General features: G+C 54.2%; 17 protein-coding genes. 2 read left to right on the top strand and 15 right to left on the bottom strand.

The annotated features are described in order from the left end of the window. Positions 1-8 precede the first annotated feature (8 nt). The 5 genes from ACXAFI_RS15130 to hrpA form a co-directional block, all read right to left on the bottom strand. Positions 9-911: an MlaA family lipoprotein gene (locus tag ACXAFI_RS15130; RefSeq protein WP_475109482.1), complete on the bottom strand. Its 903-nt coding sequence runs from the start codon at positions 909-911 to the stop codon at positions 9-11. Between the two features lie 181 nt (positions 912-1,092). Beyond that, entirely contained in the window at positions 1,093-1,869 is a 777-nt protein-coding gene (locus ACXAFI_RS15135) for an HvfC family RiPP maturation protein (RefSeq protein WP_475109483.1), read from the bottom strand. After that, positions 1,850-2,701 carry an HvfB family MNIO-type RiPP peptide maturase gene (locus ACXAFI_RS15140; RefSeq protein WP_475109831.1) on the bottom strand — a complete coding sequence of 284 codons (852 nt, stop codon included), beginning with the start codon at positions 2,699-2,701 and terminating at the stop codon, positions 1,850-1,852. The genes ACXAFI_RS15135 and ACXAFI_RS15140 overlap by 20 nt, the downstream gene beginning before the upstream one ends. 76 nt (positions 2,702-2,777) lie before the next feature. Further along, positions 2,778-3,107: an HvfA family oxazolone/thioamide-modified RiPP metallophore gene (locus tag ACXAFI_RS15145; RefSeq protein WP_152451705.1), complete on the bottom strand. Its 330-nt coding sequence runs from the start codon at positions 3,105-3,107 to the stop codon at positions 2,778-2,780. 246 nt (positions 3,108-3,353) lie between these two features. Then, complete coding sequence (gene hrpA / locus ACXAFI_RS15150; protein WP_475109832.1) at positions 3,354-7,268, bottom strand: ATP-dependent RNA helicase HrpA; 3,915 nt, start codon at positions 7,266-7,268, stop codon at positions 3,354-3,356. A 167-nt stretch (positions 7,269-7,435) separates the two neighbouring features. Here hrpA and ACXAFI_RS15155 point away from each other — a divergent pair, with 167 nt between their 5' ends. Continuing rightward, on the top strand, positions 7,436-8,929 hold the full coding sequence (locus ACXAFI_RS15155; protein WP_475109484.1) for a peptide MFS transporter: 1,494 nt from the start codon (positions 7,436-7,438) through the stop codon (positions 8,927-8,929). A gap of 117 nt (positions 8,930-9,046) precedes the next feature. Here the strand turns inward: ACXAFI_RS15155 and ACXAFI_RS15160 are convergent, their stop codons facing one another. The 10 genes from ACXAFI_RS15160 to dnaX form a co-directional block, all read right to left on the bottom strand. Continuing rightward, a complete protein-coding gene (locus tag ACXAFI_RS15160; protein ID WP_475109485.1) occupies positions 9,047-10,228 on the bottom strand; it encodes a vWA domain-containing protein in 1,182 nt (393 codons plus the stop codon). A gap of 101 nt (positions 10,229-10,329) precedes the next feature. After that, positions 10,330-11,175 (bottom strand): AAA family ATPase, encoded by an 846-nt coding sequence (locus tag ACXAFI_RS15165; protein WP_152451699.1) that lies wholly within the window; start codon positions 11,173-11,175, stop codon positions 10,330-10,332. Between the two features lie 139 nt (positions 11,176-11,314). Continuing rightward, complete coding sequence (locus tag ACXAFI_RS15170; protein ID WP_152451697.1) at positions 11,315-11,995, bottom strand: YEATS-associated helix-containing protein; 681 nt, start codon at positions 11,993-11,995, stop codon at positions 11,315-11,317. Positions 11,996-12,372: 377 nt separating this feature from the next. After that, positions 12,373-12,753 (bottom strand): hypothetical protein, encoded by a 381-nt coding sequence (locus tag ACXAFI_RS15175; protein WP_475109486.1) that lies wholly within the window; start codon positions 12,751-12,753, stop codon positions 12,373-12,375. Between the two features lie 60 nt (positions 12,754-12,813). Continuing rightward, complete coding sequence (locus tag ACXAFI_RS15180; RefSeq protein ID WP_475109487.1) at positions 12,814-13,263, bottom strand: YcgN family cysteine cluster protein; 450 nt, start codon at positions 13,261-13,263, stop codon at positions 12,814-12,816. Positions 13,264-13,272: 9 nt separating this feature from the next. Beyond that, positions 13,273-13,560 carry a YcgL domain-containing protein gene (locus ACXAFI_RS15185; RefSeq protein WP_475109488.1) on the bottom strand — a complete coding sequence of 96 codons (288 nt, stop codon included), beginning with the start codon at positions 13,558-13,560 and terminating at the stop codon, positions 13,273-13,275. Beyond that, positions 13,557-14,687 carry a ribonuclease D gene (rnd, locus tag ACXAFI_RS15190; protein WP_475109489.1) on the bottom strand — a complete coding sequence of 377 codons (1,131 nt, stop codon included), beginning with the start codon at positions 14,685-14,687 and terminating at the stop codon, positions 13,557-13,559. The genes ACXAFI_RS15185 and rnd overlap by 4 nt, the downstream gene beginning before the upstream one ends. Positions 14,688-14,692: 5 nt before the next feature. Then, positions 14,693-15,301: a recombination mediator RecR gene (gene recR, locus ACXAFI_RS15195; protein WP_252084680.1), complete on the bottom strand. Its 609-nt coding sequence runs from the start codon at positions 15,299-15,301 to the stop codon at positions 14,693-14,695. A gap of 27 nt (positions 15,302-15,328) precedes the next feature. Beyond that, entirely contained in the window at positions 15,329-15,673 is a 345-nt protein-coding gene (locus ACXAFI_RS15200; RefSeq protein ID WP_152451685.1) for a YbaB/EbfC family nucleoid-associated protein, read from the bottom strand. Between the two features lie 61 nt (positions 15,674-15,734). Beyond that, positions 15,735-17,735 carry a DNA polymerase III subunit gamma/tau gene (dnaX, locus tag ACXAFI_RS15205; protein ID WP_475109490.1) on the bottom strand — a complete coding sequence of 667 codons (2,001 nt, stop codon included), beginning with the start codon at positions 17,733-17,735 and terminating at the stop codon, positions 15,735-15,737. A 236-nt stretch (positions 17,736-17,971) separates the two neighbouring features. Here dnaX and ACXAFI_RS15210 point away from each other — a divergent pair, with 236 nt between their 5' ends. Then, complete coding sequence (locus ACXAFI_RS15210; RefSeq protein ID WP_152451681.1) at positions 17,972-18,499, top strand: RNA polymerase sigma factor; 528 nt, start codon at positions 17,972-17,974, stop codon at positions 18,497-18,499. Positions 18,500-18,568 lie beyond the last annotated feature (69 nt).

Raw genomic sequence — 18,568 nt, forward strand, 5'->3', positions numbered from 1 at the left:
GCTGATGCTCAGTAATCACTAGACTCTTCGACTTCACCCTGGTCGATGGCTTCGGCGGCTTCAGTCTCTGTATCCACATCCACTTCACCATCCACGATTAAGAAGTCGCGGCGCTGCAGATAGGCATCGCGCAGCAGGACATAGCGATCACCCTGCAGTAGGGATTCCGCCTGCAACAGGCTGGCGCGGCCCTGGATAATATCGGTGGCTCTAAGGGTATAGCGCGTGGGGTCGTGCTCAACATAAGTCAGTGGATTGGTGTAGTAATCCACAACCTTGGCCGGCGTATCCCGCACTGTAGAGGGGCCCAACAGCGGCAACACCAGATAAGGCCCGGAAGGCACACCCCAAACTGCCAGGGTCTGACCAAAGTCCTCACCATCGCCCTTTTCCAAGCCCATGTGCTTGGCGACATCGAAAAGACCCGCAATACCGATTGTGGTGTTAATCAACAAACGGCCGGCGTCATTGCCCGCTTGGCCCCACTTGCCTTGCAACACCCCGTTAAAAGTATTCGTCACTTCACCCAGGTTGCTGAAGAAATTGCTAACACCCTGCTGCATAAAAATCGGGGTAATCTGCCGATAACTGACAGCCGCCGGTTTTAGGACATAGCGATCCGCACCATCATTGAAGCTGAATATCGCGCGGTTAAATCCCTCCCAGGGGTCTCGCAGGGAGAAGTCTTCTCCTTCCTCACCACCAAACTCTTCCGCGGGATCAAAGCCATATTCATCAACCAATGATCCATTAGTACCATCGGTAGCAGTACCATTTTGTTCAACCGCCTCAGGTTGGACCGAGGGGGTGACCGCGTCTCCAAACGGGTCCTGTGTCGCCATTGCGCCCACTGGGGAAATGGCCAGCATTGCGGCCATCAACCAGGGCGATAAATCTCTGCGTCCTAGCAAAACCCTGCTCCTCTTATTTATCAAATTTCAAGGTCAGGGATTCTAACGCCCCCACAAAATGTAAACCACCCTCGGCAGCATAGCAGCTGGGATTCATCAAAGATGGCGCAGTTTCAGGCAAGCACAGGCTGTCACAGAAAGGTAATTTACGCCAAAAATCCACGGACTAGCCGAGCTATTCTCACGCCAGGGAGCGAAGACCTGCGATAACACCTTTATCCAGCAGCTTTTGCAGTAGCTCAAGACCGAAGCCATAAAGCGCTTCGCTATCGACTTGGGGCAGCTCATCAGAGATCTGCGCCAACAGTTGTTCTCCGGTGGCTTCCCCCGCGGAAGCCAGCTGCAATAAACGCGCGGTTACCGCATTGATTTCCATAAAACTGACCTCATCGCCGAGGTCGCGATAAACCAGTAAAAAGGTGGGGGATTCAGGTGGCTCTTGAGGCAGATAAGCGGGACCGATACGGTGCACAGGAAAGCGGTAACTGAGACTCCAAACCAGCGGTGATACCACCGGTACAGAGGTCAGCAGATCTCCCTGGCGATCCAACCCCGTGGGAATCTCTTCGGTACTGACATCCAGCGCCAGCTCCACCCACTCATAGTGAGCCAGTTCTAACAGGAACGCTGGGTCCCCTTCACGCTGCACCCGTTCCTGTTGCAGGTAAGTGAGGAACTCCTCGCTGATCTGCAAAAAATAGGGGCTTTTAGCGGTATGGTGTTGAATAAAATCTCGCACCATGTCGTGCCAGCACTCATCGCTGTAGAGGCTGCGCAGTATGGGAAAACCACCGGCAATAAAAGATTCGATGTTGTTGTAAATCAGGTCCCGGTAGATGGCAACACGCCGATCCTCAATATCTTTTGGCGCCTCAACGTCATCAGGGGCGCGCAAATGTTTGGCAAAAGACCGCTGTAAACCCTGAAACCCGGCTGTCTTATCGGCGACTGAGGACATAGCTCTCTTCTACTTGATGGTTGGCCTGGATGCCCTTGATCTGTTCCACTTCCTCAAGCAATTGCGGCAGGGGTGGGATATTGAAGTCGCGTTCCAGCAGGGTGGGCATAACACCGTGTATTTCATAGGCTTGATCTAACAGCTGCCACACCGGATCGATCACATCAGCGCCGTGCGTATCCACCTTCAAGTCATCTGCCTCATCGAAATGCCCCGCCACATGCACATAGCGCATTCGCTCCGAGGGTAGTCCGCGCAAGAATTCCAGGGGGTCATAGCGATGGTTGATTGAATTCACATAAATATTATTGACGTCGAGCAGTAGGTCGCAGTCCGCCTCTTGCAGGACCGCCTGTAAAAATGCCAGCTCGCTCATCTCCTGGCCCGGCGCCGCGTAATAGGAAACATTTTCCATGGCAATGCGCTGTTCGAGCGTATCCTGCACGATGCGAATTCGTTCGGCGACATACATCACCGCTTCTTCAGTAAAGGGGATAGGCAATAAATCGTAGAGGTGGCCCTGATCCGAGCAGTAGCTCAGATGCTCGCTGTATGAACAGATATTGTGATCGCGGATAAACTGCTTGATTGAGGCGAGCAGCTCCATATCCAGAGGATCAGAAGAGCCAATAGACAGAGACAAACCGTGCAAAATAAAAGGATAGCGTTCGCTGAGTTGGCGAAACCAGCGGCCAAGTCGCCCGCCGACACCGATCCAATTTTCCGGCGCCACCTCAAAAAAATCCACCTTGTCCGGCGAAAACTCTTCTCCCATCATAGAGCGGCGCAGTCCGAGACCGGCACCCTCCACTGGATAATTGCGCACCGCTATTTGCCTCTATTGGTCATGGAAAGTATTTGGGGCGGCCTTTTTCGGCAGCGCCGCCCCAGTCTCGTGCAGCGGAATATTAGCTACCGCAACTGCCTTCTTTTTTCTTTCCTTCGCCGCACTTACCTTCTTTTTTCTTGCCTTCGCCACATTTCCCTTCGCCGCATTTACCTTCCTTTTTCTTGCCTTCGCCGCACTTACCTTCGCCGCACTTGCCTTCTTTTTTCTTACCCTCTTCATCCTTGTTATCGTGACCGTGATCGGCCAGTGCCAGGTTGTAGCCAGAGGTCAAGTCTTCAGCAGCAAAAGGATTGGCAGTGCTGTTAGCCGCAGACACATTCATGGCCGCAGTTGCAATAAACGCTGCACCAACGGCAGCTGCTACCGGGGAAAGATGCTTCTTGTTCATAAAAAATCTCCTAACTAATACCCTGTGTAATAAAACTCTATAAGACTTTTTCTATGTCCCGCGACAGTATAATGAAGCGCAGCGAGAAACCGTCGTATTGTGAAACCGGCCCACAGCCAAAGTGCACTCGGTAGCGCACTGCGACTTTGCCGACCTTCATTGATCTGTCGGACCAGTAAGGAAAATATTACACAAGACGACAAAGTTTTTTGTGAACTGTGCCCAGGCACTACTCAAAGGCTCTGCTCAAGTAAACAGTTCCTTGCCTTCAATCTCTGTCCAGACCTTACTTAGACGCTTGGCGGAGACTGGCATCAGGGTCTTCAACGTCTGTGCAAACAAGCTGACACGGAATTCCTCCAGCATCCAGCGGTACTCCACCAGAGCGGGCTCTGACGCCAACTCTCTCCTTGAGAACCTCTCTATCTGGCCATCGAACGATTCGGCGACTTTGTGGTATTCCACTTGCAGCTTGCGGTCGCGGTTTGGATCGAGCGCCGCCTTTTCCAGCCGCACGGCGATTGCCTTCAGATAGCGGCTATATTGGCGCAGCCATTGCAGTGGTGTGTCAAACAAGACTCCCCGGTAGAAGAGCCCGGCCAGCTGCTGTTGAATATCTCCCACGGCCATAGCGACCGCCAGGTTCTTCTGCTGTTTGATCTGCTTGCGCAGGGGGACCAATTGACCCAAAGCTTTGACCAAGAGGTCGCCTATCTCCTGGGCCACCCCCACCAAGTCGCCCTCTTTCTCCAGTGCCGACAGAAACTCAGCTTCACTGCGCGGCCAGTTTTCCTGCGGCCAGAAGACCTCGCGCGCAGCGGCCAACAAAATATCGTCTGCCACTTCCTCGCGACGCCCCAGATCTGCGGCGGAGAGCCCCAACTCCTTGCCGCGCAATAACTCCTTGCGCAGATATTTCACCTTCTCAGGCAAATGCAACAGGGCCAAACGGCAGATTCCGGCACGACTCAAACGCCGCGCTTCGGCGGGATTGTCTAGCAACTTCAGGGAAACACTCTCTTTGGCCTCCACCAATGCTGGGTAGGCGCGCACCTTGAGCCCTCCCTGGTCGAGGGTGTGGGTTTCCGGCAGCTCACCAAAATCCCAACTGGTAATAACATCCCGCTCGAAGCTATCGCCCGCATCCGCCAGCCCCTGCTGTACCCGGTCGCGATAGCGCGCCTGTAAGACTGAGAGATCGCGATCCTGGTCCAGCAACTTACCCGACTCATCCAAAACCTGGATATTGAAGCGGTAGAAATCTTCCAGGGATTGTTCCGCAGATTGCCAGGCATCTTCAGGCAGCTGCTGAGCGGTCTGACGCTGCAACTCCAGGGCCAGCGACTGCCATAGCGGAGTATTGTCTGCGCGCAGCCGCGGCAGGGCCTTATCCACAGCCGCCGGTACCGGCACAAAGTATTTGCGCCACTGTTTGGGTAGGGCTTTTATCAAGGCAATACATTTATCTCGCAGAATTCCAGGCACCAGCCAGGAAAGTCGAGCGGCGGGCACCTGGTGCAGCGCCGCAACCGGTACCTGGATACTGACACCGTCACCCACACTACCCGGTTCAAAGTGATAGCTGAGCGGGTAAATAATGCCCCCCGCCTGCAACTCATCGGGGAATTGCGCTTCGCCCACATGATCCGCACTTTGCTGCATCAACAATTCGCGGGGGATAAACAGCAGCTGTGGATCACTGGTTTCGGCTTTCTTGCGCCAGTGCTCAAACCCGGCGAGGTTGACGATATCCGCGGGGACCAGCTCATCAAAAAAGCGGTAAACCACTTCGTCATCCACCAGAATATCCCGGCGGCGGGACTTGGCTTCCAACTCCTCCAGAGACTGCAGTAGGTCGGTGTAGTGTTTATAAAAACGGCCCTTGCCGCGATAACGCTGTTCCACCAGTGCCTGGCGAATAAAGACTTCCCGTGCGGTTTTTGGGTCCAGCTTGCCGTAGGGGATGCGGCGTTTTTCCACCAGCACCAGGCCGTACAGAGAAACCTTTTCAAAAGCCATCACCTGCCCGGAGCGAGCATCGTAGTGGGGCTCAAAATAATTGCGTTTTACCAGGTGCTGGGAAGCAGCCATTACCCAGTCAGGCTCTATTTTCGCAACGGTATGGGCGAACAAGCGGCTGGTTTCCAACAACTGGGCAGCAACCACCCAGCGCGGCGGCTTTTTAAATTGACCAGAGCCAGGGAAAATATGGAAGCGGCGATTGCGGCAACCGATAAATTCCTTGTTTTCGTCGCGAACGCCAATATTACCGAGCAAGCCCACGACTATGGCTCGATGAATCGCCTCATACTCTGCCGGTTCTTTATTTTCTTTAACTTCTAGATCCCGGCAAGCTACGCGCAATTGGTGGTGGATATCTCTCCACTCACGCATACGCAGCCAGGAGAGGAAGTTTTTCTGGCACCACTTACGCAGCTGGTTTTGGCTCAGCTTCTGACGTTGGATTTCGAAGGCATCCCACAACTGTACAAAGGACAGAAAATCGGACTGTTCATGCTGCCACTGGCGGTGTTTTTCATCCGCCGCCTGGCGCTTCTCCGCCGGGCGTTCACGTGGGTCTTGCACGGCCAGGGCGGCGACAATAATTAATAATTCTCGCGCACTGCTATTATCCGCACCGGCCAGCAACATTCGGCTCAATCGTGGGTCCAGCGGCAAACGTGAAAGTGCGCGGCCCAGTTTGGTCACCCTGCCCTGGTCATCGACTGCCTGCAATTCCTGCAACAATTTATAGCCGTCATTGATCAGGCGCGGATCGGGCGGATCGACAAAGGGAAACTCCCGGATATCGCCGATTCTCAGCTGCAACATTTGCAGGATTACCGCAGCCAAGTTCGTACGTAGGATTTCCGCATCGGTAAATTCCGGGCGTTGCTCAAAATCCCGCTCTTCATATAAGCGCACACAAACACCGGCACTGACACGACCACAGCGGCCGGCACGCTGGTTGGCACTGGCCTGGGAAACCGGTTCTATCGGTAGACGCTGGATTTTACTGCGGTAGCTATAACGACTGACGCGCGCTGTACCCGGGTCGATCACATAGCGAATGCCCGGCACCGTAATAGAGGTTTCCGCCACATTGGTGGCAAGCACAATACGACGGCCTTTATGGCCGTGAAAGACCTTGGCCTGTTCTGCCAGACTCAAGCGCGCATACAGGGGCAGTACTTCCAACTGGGCAATCTGCGCATCTCGCAGGGCCTTGGCACACTCGCGGATTTCCCGCTCGCCACTCATAAATACCAGTATGTCCCCGCCGCGCCGGCTGCTGGATTTCTCCTCGTGCAGTAACTCTTCCACTGCAGCAACAACCTGTTCGCTGAGGTCTGCATCACTGTCGGCCGCTGGGCGATAGTGAATATCCACAGGATAGGTGCGGCCGGAAACTTCGATAATCGGCGCATCATTAAAGTGCCTAGAGAACTTTTCCAGGTCGATTGTGGCCGAGGTAATTATCAGCTTTAAATCCGGGCGCTTGGGCAGAATGGTTTTTAAATAACCCAGCAGGAAATCAATATTGAGGCTGCGTTCGTGGGCCTCATCAATAATCAGCGTGTCGTATTTATTCAGCAGGGGGTCGCGCTGAATTTCAGCCAGCAAAATACCATCGGTCATCAATTTGACATGGGTGTGCTCGGTGCTGTGGTCGGTAAAGCGAACCTGGTAACCGACAGATTCCCCCAGGGACTGCTGCAATTCCTCAGCGATACGATTGGCCACTGTGCGTGCGGCAATCCTGCGCGGCTGGGTGTGGCCAATCTGGCCATAGATACCCCGCCCCAGGGTGAGACAGATTTTTGGCAATTGGGTGGTTTTACCGGAGCCAGTTTCACCGGCGATAACGACAACCTGGTGCTTTTCGATCAGCTCAGCGATTTCCTCACGCCGCGCCACCACCGGCAAGGCCTCAGGCCACTGCACTTCCGGCAGCTTGCGCCGGCGCTCTTGTGCCAGTCCCTCAGACGCCTGTAACTGCTGCTCCAGCTGGGCCAGAATACGATCGACCGGCTTGCCCTCCTTCTGGCGCCGACGCACATTCTTAATGGTTCGATGCAAATGGTAGCGGTCCCGCACCATGCAACGGGAGATACGGGCCTGCAGAGCGCCCAGGCTTTTTTCTGCTTCGGTGTGACTCATGATTCGTACAGAAGTGGCAAACGCGGGATTATACCCCCACTTTGCCACAGGGCTGAAAATCCCTTGGTGGCGCTCAACTATACTGGTCCAGATAGCGATTTTATTCACAGGCGCACTGCCCTAGGTGGCAGCACAACGTCTGCGGGTCACACCTTGCGAGCGGTACTATGCAAGAGATCAAACCCAAGCCCCCCGCCAGCGCCGGGCAGCTGTTTGGCCACCCTAAAGGGCTGTTCCTGCTGTTTGGCACCGAGATGTGGGAGCGTCTCAGCTACTATGGCATGCGCGGTATTTTTGTCTTCTACCTGACCTCCACCGCCACCGCCGCAGTATTTGGCTGGGAACAGCTCACCGATACTGAATTGCAGTCCAAAGCCCTGAGCTACCTGGGCTGGTATGCCATGCTGGTCTATCTGACTCCGATTATCGGTGGCTGGATGGCGGACAACCGCTGGGGCCAGCGCCGCTGCATTATGTTCGGCGGCACCCTGATGATGCTGGGACAATTCTCCCTGGGCTTTCCTCACGCCTGGCTACCAAATGGTAGTGAGATTTATATGCTGTGGCTGGGGTTGGCCCTTTTGATAATCGGTAATGGTTTCTTTAAACCGAATATCTCCACTATGGTCGGAGACCTCTACGAAGAGGGGGACCATCGCCGCGATACTGCATTTACCATTTTCTATATGGGCATCAACCTGGGCTCCATTCTCGGTTATTTGGTTGTAGGTTGGATTGGGGAGAAGGTGGACTACCAGCTCGCCTTTATTGTTGCAGGCATTGGTATGCTACTGGGCCTGATTCTGCAAATGACCCAAGCCAAGCGCTACCTGGGGGAAATAGGTGTAGAACCCTCCGCTCATCTGGAACTGAAAAATAAAAAAGACGAGGAAGAGAGTAAACATCGTCCACTCACACAGGAAGAGCGGGATCGCATTAAAGTCATTCTGGTTCTGGGTGTATTTATCGTGGTTTTTTGGGCGGGCTTTGAGCAAGCCGCCGGATCAATGAACCTCTTTGCCAAATACCGCACCGACCTGAATATCTTTGGCTGGGAGATTCCCGCCAGCTGGCTGCAGATGGTCAATCCACTATTTATTATTATCCTCGCACCGATTATGGCCAGCATCTGGGTAGGTATGGGCGACCGCGAACCAAGTTCACCGGCCAAATTCAGTTTGGGGTTAGTATTTCTTGGGATCGGTTTTCTATCCATGTGCGGCGCGGCACTGCAAATCGGCGATTCCGAGACCATCAAAGCGAGCATCTGGTGGCTGGTCTTTGCCTATATTTTTCACACCATTGGTGAGTTATGTCTATCGCCTATCGGGCTTTCTGTCGTGACCAAATTATCTCCCCTACGCTACTTATCCTTAATGATGGGTTTGTGGTTTGCGTTTATCGGCATCGCCAATAAGGGGGCGGCAGAAATCGGTAAATTAGTGGGCGTTTCCGGTCCGCTCGCCACTTTCGGCGGTGTCGCACTCACGGCCATCGTGGCTGGTTTTATTTTGTATTTGATTCGAGAAAAGCTGGTGGATTGGATGCACGGTGCCGAAGAGGTGCATGTCACGGTGGGAGAAACCACCAGAGAAGAAATCAGCATCACCGCGGATCACGAGGGAACGCCCCCAAAACACTTTAGTGGTAATAAAAAATAACACTTTATTAACCCTAAAATTATTAGGCGGCACAGAAGCGTGCCGCCTGCAGATAATTCCTTGGCTAAAATCCCTCAGACTAGAGTTTCTTGCAAGGAACCTTCATTAACCCTGCTATTAGCGGCCTTTGACTAAATAGGAAATCGCCCGATCCAATCCCTCAAGGGTCATCGGATACATATGGCCATCTACCAGACGCTGGGTCATACCAATACTGGGCGTATACTGCCAATACTCCTCATCAATTGGATTTAGCCAGATCAGATTGTGGTAAGTATCGGTAATACGTTCCATCCAGGCTGCCCCGGGCTCTTCATTCATATGCTCGACACTACCAAAGCGACTGGTAATTTCGTAGGGTGCCATGGAAGCGTCGCCGACAAAGATTACCTTGTAGTCCTTGCCATAGGTGCGCAGTACTTCCAACAGAGACGTATTCTCGCTATAGCGCCGCTGGTTATCTTTCCACACATGCTCATAGACAAAATTGTGGAAATAAAAATACTCAAGATGCTTAAATTCTGAGCGACAAGCAGAGAATAGTTCTTCACACACACGCACATAGGGGTCCATGGAACCGCCCACATCGAAAAAGATCAGCACTTTTATTGCGTTGTGCCGCTCGGGCACCATCTTGATATCCAACAAGCCTGCATTGCGCGCAGTGGAGGAAATGGTGTTATTCAGGTCCAACTCTTCCGCCGCGCCAGTGCGGGCAAATTTACGCAACTTGCGCAGGGCCACTTGGATATTGCGGGTTCCCAGGCTGATACTGTCATCCAGGTTTTTGAACTGGCGCTTTTCCCAGACCTTGGATGCCGAGCGATTGCGCCCCTTTCCTCCCACCCGAATACCCCCCGGGTGATAGCCGCTATTACCGAAGGGACTGGTGCCACCGGTGCCTATCCAGCGGTTGCCGCCACTGTGACGCTTTTTCTGCTCTTCGAGGCGCTTTTTAAACTCCTCCAGCAATTTTTCCAAACCACCGAGGCTTTGGACTTTGGCCTTTTCTTCTTCGCTTAACTGCTTGAGAAATTCCGCCCTGAGCCAATCTTCCGGGATCATTTGCTCGACGATATCGTCAAGGGTTTCCAGGTCTTTAAAATAAGCCTCAAAAGCGCGGTCGAATTTATCGAAATGTTTTTCATCCTTCACCAGGCAGACACGGGCGAGAAAATAAAATTCCTCCATGTCAGCAAACACCAGACGCTGCTGCAAAGCCTCCAGCAGAGCCAGTAATTCGGTGATGGATACCGGTAATTTATAACGGCGTAAATTCAGGAAAAAGCCAATCAGCATAGTAATTCGCGGTCAGCACAGGGAAAAAGATACTCGGCCATACCGAGCGGAATATCATCAGGGGCGCTCATTTACCCCTGATGAAAAGCAACAACGCCCACTCAACGGTTGTCGCGACGCGCCATAAATGCCAGGCGTTCAAGCATATGGACATCCTGCTCATTCTTCAGCAAGGCCCCATAAAGCGGAGGGATGGCGCTGCTGTTATCGCGATCTTTGAGTACTTCCTCGGGAATATCGTCGGCCATCAACAGCTTTAACCAATCAATCAGCTCAGAGGTGGAGGGCTTTTTCTTCAGGCCCGGCACTTCGCGCAACTGGAAGAAAATATCCATGGCTTCCGCAACCAGCTGCCCTTTGATCTCTGGGTAATGAACATCGACAATTTTGCGCATAGTATCGCGATCGGGGAAGCTGATGTAATGGAAGAAGCAGCGGCGCAAAAAGGCATCCGGCAGCTCTTTTTCGTTATTCGAGGTAATAATGACAATGGGGCGGTGTTTGGCCTTAATGGTTTCTCCAGTTTCATAAACGAAGAATTCCATGCGGTCCAGTTCCACCAGCAGATCGTTGGGGAATTCGATATCCGCTTTGTCGATCTCATCAATCAATAACACCACACGCTCTTCCGCGGCAAAGGCTTCCCACAGTTTGCCGCGCTTGATGTAATTGGCGATATCGTGAACCTTATCCACTCCCAGCTGAGAGTCCCGCAGGCGCGATACCGCATCGTACTCGTAGAGCCCCTGCTGGGCCTTGGTGGTGGACTTGATATGCCATTGGATCAACTTCAGCCCGAGGCTCTCGGCAACCTGTTCCGCGAGTAGCGTCTTGCCGGTGCCCGGCTCGCCTTTGATCAGCAGGGGGCGCTGTAAGGTGACGGCTGCGTTCACCGCCATTTGCAGGTCTTCGGTAGCTACATAGCTATCGGTACCGGTAAATTTCATGCTTACTCCAATCCTGTCATCACGCTATCTTCAGATTTAGCGAATGATAATTGAACAACGGGGCGAGTGGCGAGGCGGGAACGATCAAATTGGATGACCAGCCCGAGTAGGCATTAGAAGGGGGGTTAACAGTTGGGCATCAGGCCATCTGGGTACTGCGGCGGTGTACTACCTGACGTCCCTTACCGGTGATATACCAGCGAATGCCCAGGTGACTGTGGATTTTGCCCACCATTTCCAGCACCAGCAGGCTGTTGAGGGCGCGGGCGATTGAATTGGTCTCCATACCGCTATCCTGCACCATGCCGCTCAGGGAGCGAAACACACACTCGCCGCCATTAAGCAGGTTGAGTACCTGCAGAGCATTGTCGTCCAACTTGCGAATCTGATTGAAATCCAGCGCCGGCCCCTGTTCCAGATCCCCTTCTATCTCATGCTCTAGTAAGGGCATCATTTCCAGCTGCATGGTGCGCAGTTCCTGCTCCAGGTTTTCCACCCGGGCGCGGGCGATACTGGCATCGCGCAGTTGGCGGCGCGCGGCATTAAACACAAACATACGGGAGGCGATAGCGGCGAGCAGGCAGTAACCGGTAAAGATCAATAGGCGCGAGGGGTCGCCTTGGATTTCGATCAACAGATCACTCTGGGTAAATTTCAGGAAAATCGGCACCATCAAGGCACCACACAGCCCCATTATCAGGCAGCGGGCGAGACCGGCTGGATCTTCCTCCGTAAACAGCATTTGATAATAATTCACCAGCCCACCGAGAATGCCCGATACCAGCATTACCGCAGTGAGAATCAGCAGGTGGTCGAGCATCAGGGTTCCTCAGCCATCTGGCAGCCTGCGCCATGAATATGGGCGGAAATCCACGCCAAGGGCACTTTATATAAGCATTATCTGTAGTGAATCCGGCATACCAATAAACAACCCATTCCAACGAACAGTTAAAAACCCTGGGAAAAGTACAAATCATCATTTTCCGGCGGTGGGTTTGTCTATTGGGCTGTGACCATTAAGCCGGTTCGTCTGGCCTCGCGCCAAGCACGGAAGCAGCTTAATAGATATAGCAGCTGTCACCGTCAATAGAGATGCTAGAGAAAGGAAGTAACGCCTTTGATAACCAGGCGAATAAAGGGCGTGGGCCTAGTTACGACAGGCCCAGGATTCTAGAAAGGATTGGATGCAAAATCCCATTACTGTTCGTTGAAGTATGGGTCTTCATCGAAACGACGGCGGCGTTCGCGACGAAATTTAAATAGCAGTGAAACCAGCCCCCACACGACCATTACCGCCAAAGCACCGCCTGCGGCAAACACCAGGTTTGCGGTTACTTCCGGCGCTGCTCCATTTTCTTCAAATAATAATTGGTAGAGATACAGAGGTAATACAGGCATAGCTACTGATTCGGCCACCGGTATTTTTACCGGCACCAGAAATACCGCAGCCAATAGCAGTAGAAAGGTCCGACGCAACCAACTCCAGCGCCAGTTGCGCATAAACCACCAACCGGCAGCCAGCAACACCAGAGTCGAGCCGGCATAAACAAACCAGGCAATTTGAAAATCTTCAGACATTTTTTTATTTACTCTATATTTCCCGCCCAGAGCAGGAAGCAGTGGTAAGGCCTCAACGGCTTAACCGGCCTCCACCCAAGTGACGATATGTTCTTCCATATCATCCGGGTGAACCAGCTCCTCGCTGATAACACTGCCACGTACAGACATACCCGCTTTATGTACAGACTGCCTATCGCCGCTGACAAGCGGATGCCACTCGGGTAGTGGCTGCCCCTCAGCCAGGCGACGATAGGCACAGGTAGTCGGCAGCCAGGTGTATTGGTCTATATCCTGCACCCGCAACTGAACACATCCGGGCACCAACTCCTTGCGCCGCTCGTACTGGCTACATCGACAGGAATCTGTATCCAGCAGACGGCAGGCGACATTGGTGCTGTAGAATTCACCGGTCTCCTCATCTTCCAGGCTGTGCAGGCAGCAGCGTCCACAGCCATCGCAGAGTGCCTCCCATTCAGATTCGGTCATCTGCTCCAGTGTTTTACGACGCCAAAAAGGCAGTTGTGCCATAAGTCTGACTCAGCGCTGCAGTTTGCTGTTCTTTATTGCGATCTCGCGCATTTCAGAATCGGCTATCGGTGGCATCTGCAAATAGTAACCCTGCACACGCACCTCTTGCAGGACCTTGTCGGCATTTGCACGCGCCAACTTGCGCTCAGGAGTCATCAGCATGGTGGTGACATGTTGGGGGCTGCCGAACAATTCCAATAGATTCTTAGGCACCCGCGCAGTCCCCTCACGCTTATCGACGTACAAATACATTTCTTCTTTATTAAGGCTGCGATAAATATCACACAGAACTTTCACTTCATTTCCTCTTTGCGCAGATGTCGCAGAACTTTAAGCAGGGGACGGCCCACCACATCGGCGCGCCAACCACAGAGACGCCCCTGCAGTTGGGGATCACGGGCAAGAACCAGGGCTTCCAACTCTTTTTTGCGGATCAGAATTTCTGCAGGCAGCTTTTCGCACTCCGCAATACTGGCAACTTCCTTACGCAGTGACTTCAACAGCTCCCCCTGTTGCCGGTTGAGCGGTTGCGGCAAACGCGTCGGCAAGTCGCTGCGCTCCAGGGCCTGGGCAATTAACTGCAACAGCGTATCGCCATGCTCTCGCAGTGCGCGCCCCTCGAGGCCGACCTGGCTCAAGGCACCTTTATGCCGCGGCAGCTGTTGGGCCAGAGTCATACAGAGATTTTCTTTGAGCAGGTGGTTGCGCGGCATATTTCGGGTTCGCGCCTCACACTCCCGCCAGGTGCAGAGGTACTGTAACACCGCCAGCTGTTTGCCACGCAGACGCCAGGCCCCCTTCACTTTTTGGTAATAAAGTTCAGGGGATTGTGGGCTTCGCGCAGTTTCTACCAACGTTGCGCAATCCTCAACCAACCAGGTCTCCCGCCCCTGCTCCTGCAGGCGCTTCAGCAAGGCACCATAGAGAACTGGCAGCCAGGCCACATCAAGTGCGGCATAAGTTTTCTGCGCATCACTGAGAGGGCGCTGCAACCAATCGGAGCGGGTTTCGCTCTTCGGCAGTTCGATATTTAACAGTTCGCGTACGGTGGCGGCGTAACCGAGGCCCGCCCCCATACCACTAATTGCCGCGGCGATCTGAGTATCAAAAATGGGCTCGGGGATCACCCCCAGCAGACGCTCCAGAGTTTCCAAATCCTCGCTGCAGCTGTGCATAATTTTTGTAACAGCCGTATCCAGCAACAGATCACGCAACGGCTGCAGATCTTCAATGGCGAGATTATCGATGAGGTAGCAGTGCCGACCATCCCCAACCTGAACCAGGGCCGGCTGAGGATAAAAGGTGCGACTGCGCATAAACTCGGTATCCAGTGCCACAGCGCGCTGCTGTCGCCACTGCGCGCACAAAGCCGCCAACTGCTCGCAGGAGTCCACCCAGCGCGGAGTGGTATCTATTTCAACCATCGGGATTACTCTGCTGGGGGGAAGAAGGCGGTGCGGCTATTAAAGGCGTGTGCCAGGGTACCGCCGTCGATATATTCCAGCTCACCACCAATGGGAACGCCATGGGCGATACGACTGACAGTCACTCCCTGCGCTTTGGCGCGCTCGGCAATGTACTGGGCTGTCGCCTCCCCCTCTACTGTGGGATTGGTGGCGACGATCAACTCCTGTAACGGCTCACTGGCCAATCTGCGCTCCAGCAGGTCCATACCAAGATCCGCGGGGCCGATACCATCAATCGGAGACAGGTGCCCGTGCAGCACAAAATAGCGGCCATGGTAGTTACCAGCCTGCTCGATCGCCAATACATCAGCCGGAGTTTCGACGACACAGAGAGAGGTTTGTTCACGGCGGCTGTTATTGCATAGGGTGCACACGGCTTCTTCGGTCAGCGTGCGGCACTGCTGACAGCGGCCAACCTTCTCCACCGCCTGAGCCAAACTGCGCGCCAGTAGCTCTGCAGCGTCGCGATCCTTTTCCAGCAGATACATCGCCATGCGCTGTGCCGATTTAGGGCCCACACTGGGCAGGCAGCGCAGCGCGCGAATCAACTCTTCGATTAGGGGACTAAACATATAAGGCTAAACAACCGGGCTCTGCCCTTAAAATGGAAACTTGAAGCCTTCCGGCAGATTCATGCCGGAAGCGAGGTTACCCACCTGCTGCTTTTGTAACTCCTGGGCCTTTTCCTCAGCTCGGCGCACAGCATCATTCACCGCCGCTGCCAAAAGATCTTCCAACATCTCTTTGTCTTCGGAAAGCAGGGAAGGGTCGATTTCCACAGAGATAACGTCGTGCCGGCCATTCATGGTGACCTTGACCATACCCGCGCCGGATTCACCGCACACGCGTAGCTCATTTAACTCCTGCTGTACCTTCTGCATTTTTTCCTGCATGTCGGCCTGCATTTTCTGGGCCTGTTGCATCAGATCGCCCAAACCTTTCATAGGTAACCTCTATCTCTATTATGTGTGAGCCCGGTTAGACGCCGAGCAATCGAAATTTCTATCAATCCGCCTTCGCCAGGGACTCGACGGTATCTGACACTAACTCAGCCCCCAACTCGGACTGAAGCTCCTGAACCAGGGGGTCTGAGGTAAGGGCATCCCGAGCTGCTGCTAGACGCGCATCGCGAGTCGCCGCAGCCAAACGTGCCGGCGTACTGCCCTGTACCTGCCCCACCTGAATCTGTGCAATAACTGGCTGCTGGAAAAAGTCTCCCAGCAAGTCCCCCAGACGCCGCTGATGCACCTCGTCATAGAGACTGCTAAAAGATTCGTCCAGGGTAAAGGAAAGTATATTGTCCTGGCGCCCCACTAGCTCCAGATGCTGCGCGATCGAGTGCAATATGCCGCTGACGCCCAACTGCTTATAGAGTGCCGGCCAACTACCGGGTGTAAGGGCATCAAAGCGTGCCGGCGGTATTTCAACAACCTTAGCAACCGCTTCCGTTCTAGTGGGAGCCGGGTTTTCTACCGCAGAGGGAGAAGCTTCGACTTCCGCGACGCGCTGGCGAAGTTCAGCCAGTACCCCCTCCCGCGAGCTTGAGGGCTGAGCGCTGGGAGCCTCTAGTGGCCGCTCAGCTATCGCCGTCTGGGTATCCAGCGCAATCTCGCTGGCCTGCTCCGCATGGTATTGAGGCTGCTGGGGCTCAAGCTCTTCAGATGTAGGTGGCGTATACCCGCTGTCCAATGCTGGACTCTGTACGGGACTTTCATTCGGCTCAACCACAACCTCTTCAGCCTGAGACTCTGGAGTCTCCACAGCCACAGCACTCTCGGAGCGCTGAGCCACAGTTTCAGACTTTTTTTCGCCAACATTCTCCTGCTCGGTAGGCACTTGCGGTGCCCGCTCTCTAGGAGCCGCCTGAGCTTCGGCACTAGCAGCCGTTTCAGGCAATTCGGCCCTTGGAATTGTCGCTACGCCCTGCGGACGGAACGCCAGCATACGCAGTAGCGCCATCTCAAAGCCACTGCGCGGATCTGGGGCCAGGGGGAGGTCGCGGCGGGCATGCAGGGCCATTTGATAGTAGAGCTGTATATTCTCCGGAGCTATTCGACCGGCAAGCTCCCGCAACCGATCGGCATCCCCCAGGGCGTTATCCACCGACTGGGGTAAAATTTGGGCGACCGCCAGGCGGTGCAGGTTATCGGAGAGCTCCGCCAGGGTGGCGCCAAAGTCCGGGGCCTGTTGGGCCAGCTCAGCGACAGCGGCAAACAGCCCCGCCGCATCTTCATCTGCCAGGGCCTGCAGTAGCTTCCACACCAAGCCGGTATCAATGCTACCGAGCATGCCACGCACTTCGGCCTCGCTGATTTTGCCACCGCCAAAAGCGATAGCCTGGTCGGTGAGGCTCATACCATCGCGCATACTGCCATCGGCCGCACGGCCCAGCTGCCAGAGCGCCCCCTCTTCAAAGGGCACCTGTTCCTCACCCAGCACAAAGCGCAGGTGCTCGACAATCCGCTCGGGGCTCATATTCTTGAGCTTGAATTGCAGACAGCGGGACAGCACGGTTACCGGCAGCTTTTGCGGGTCTGTGGTAGCCAGCAGGAATTTCACATGGGGAGGCGGCTCTTCCAGAGTCTTCAGCAGAGCATTGAAGGAGCTGTTGGAAAGCATATGCACTTCGTCGATTAGATAGACCTTGTAGCGCCCTCTGGTCGGAGCATACTGGACGTTCTCCAGCAATTCGCGGGTATCCTCCACCTTAGTACGGGATGCCGCATCCACCTCGATCAGGTCGACAAAACGGCCATCGGCTATCTCATTGCAGGCATTGCACTGTCCACAGGGCTCAGAGCTGACACCCTCTTCACAGTTCAGGCATTTGGCCAGAATTCGGGCAATTGTGGTCTTTCCCACTCCCCGAGTACCGGCAAACAGATAGGCGTGGTGCAGCCGGCCGTTATCCAAGGCATTGATCAGTGCCTGGAGCACGTGCTCCTGCCCCACCATCTCCTTAAAAAGACGCGGGCGCCATTTACGTGCCAGTACTTGATAGCTCATCCAGTCTCCGGTGCTCGACACACCTCTGCCAACTTATATCTCACGCGCTCTTGGCGCGGGCGCCATTATACCGGCATAGGCGACGAGGCATAGCGGATAGCAAACTATCACCCTAAGAGATCGTTTCGCGCCACTCGTAGCCGAAGCCATCCTTGTGATATAACTGCGCCAGCTCGCACTAAGAACAAACAATTCACAACGATAAAGCGAGCCTGGGACGGGGAACGCAATACGCAATGAATAAAGCCAGGAAGACGCTTCTGGAAAGGCTGTTTGCCGAGCACGGCCAAGCCTTGGTGCGCTTTGTCGCACGCATTGTCAAAAGTCCAGACGATGCCGAGGATATTGCGCAACACGCCTACCTGCGTCTGCAAAAGCTCAGCGATGAAAAGGAGCTGGAGAATCCCCGCGCCTATCTCTACCAAATCGCCAACAATCTCGCAGTGGATCAATTGCGTCGGGGCAAACTGCATATGGAGTACCTCAACCAGCAAGCCTCGCTGGAGGGCGAGTCTCATAGCGATGATCACGCCGACCACCAATCTCCGGAGCGGGTGTTGGCTGCACGCCAACAACTGCAGTCCATCTACGAGGCAATGGACAAATTGCCACTGAAGTGTCGACAGGCTTTCCTACTACACAGAACGCGTGGACTCTCTTACAGCGAGATTGCCCATGAAATGAATATCTCAGTAAGCAGCGTTGAGAAATATATTCTACAGGCCCTAAAAGCCTGCCGGCGCAAAGTAGACCCCAGCTCCTAGAGCCCACAATGCCACTCCATAAGCCCATCATTTTTTGTTGAGGGGGGCTCCTCCTCAGCCGTCTCAGTG

It is taken from the genome of Microbulbifer sp. ABH2_005, from assembly GCF_056160005.1.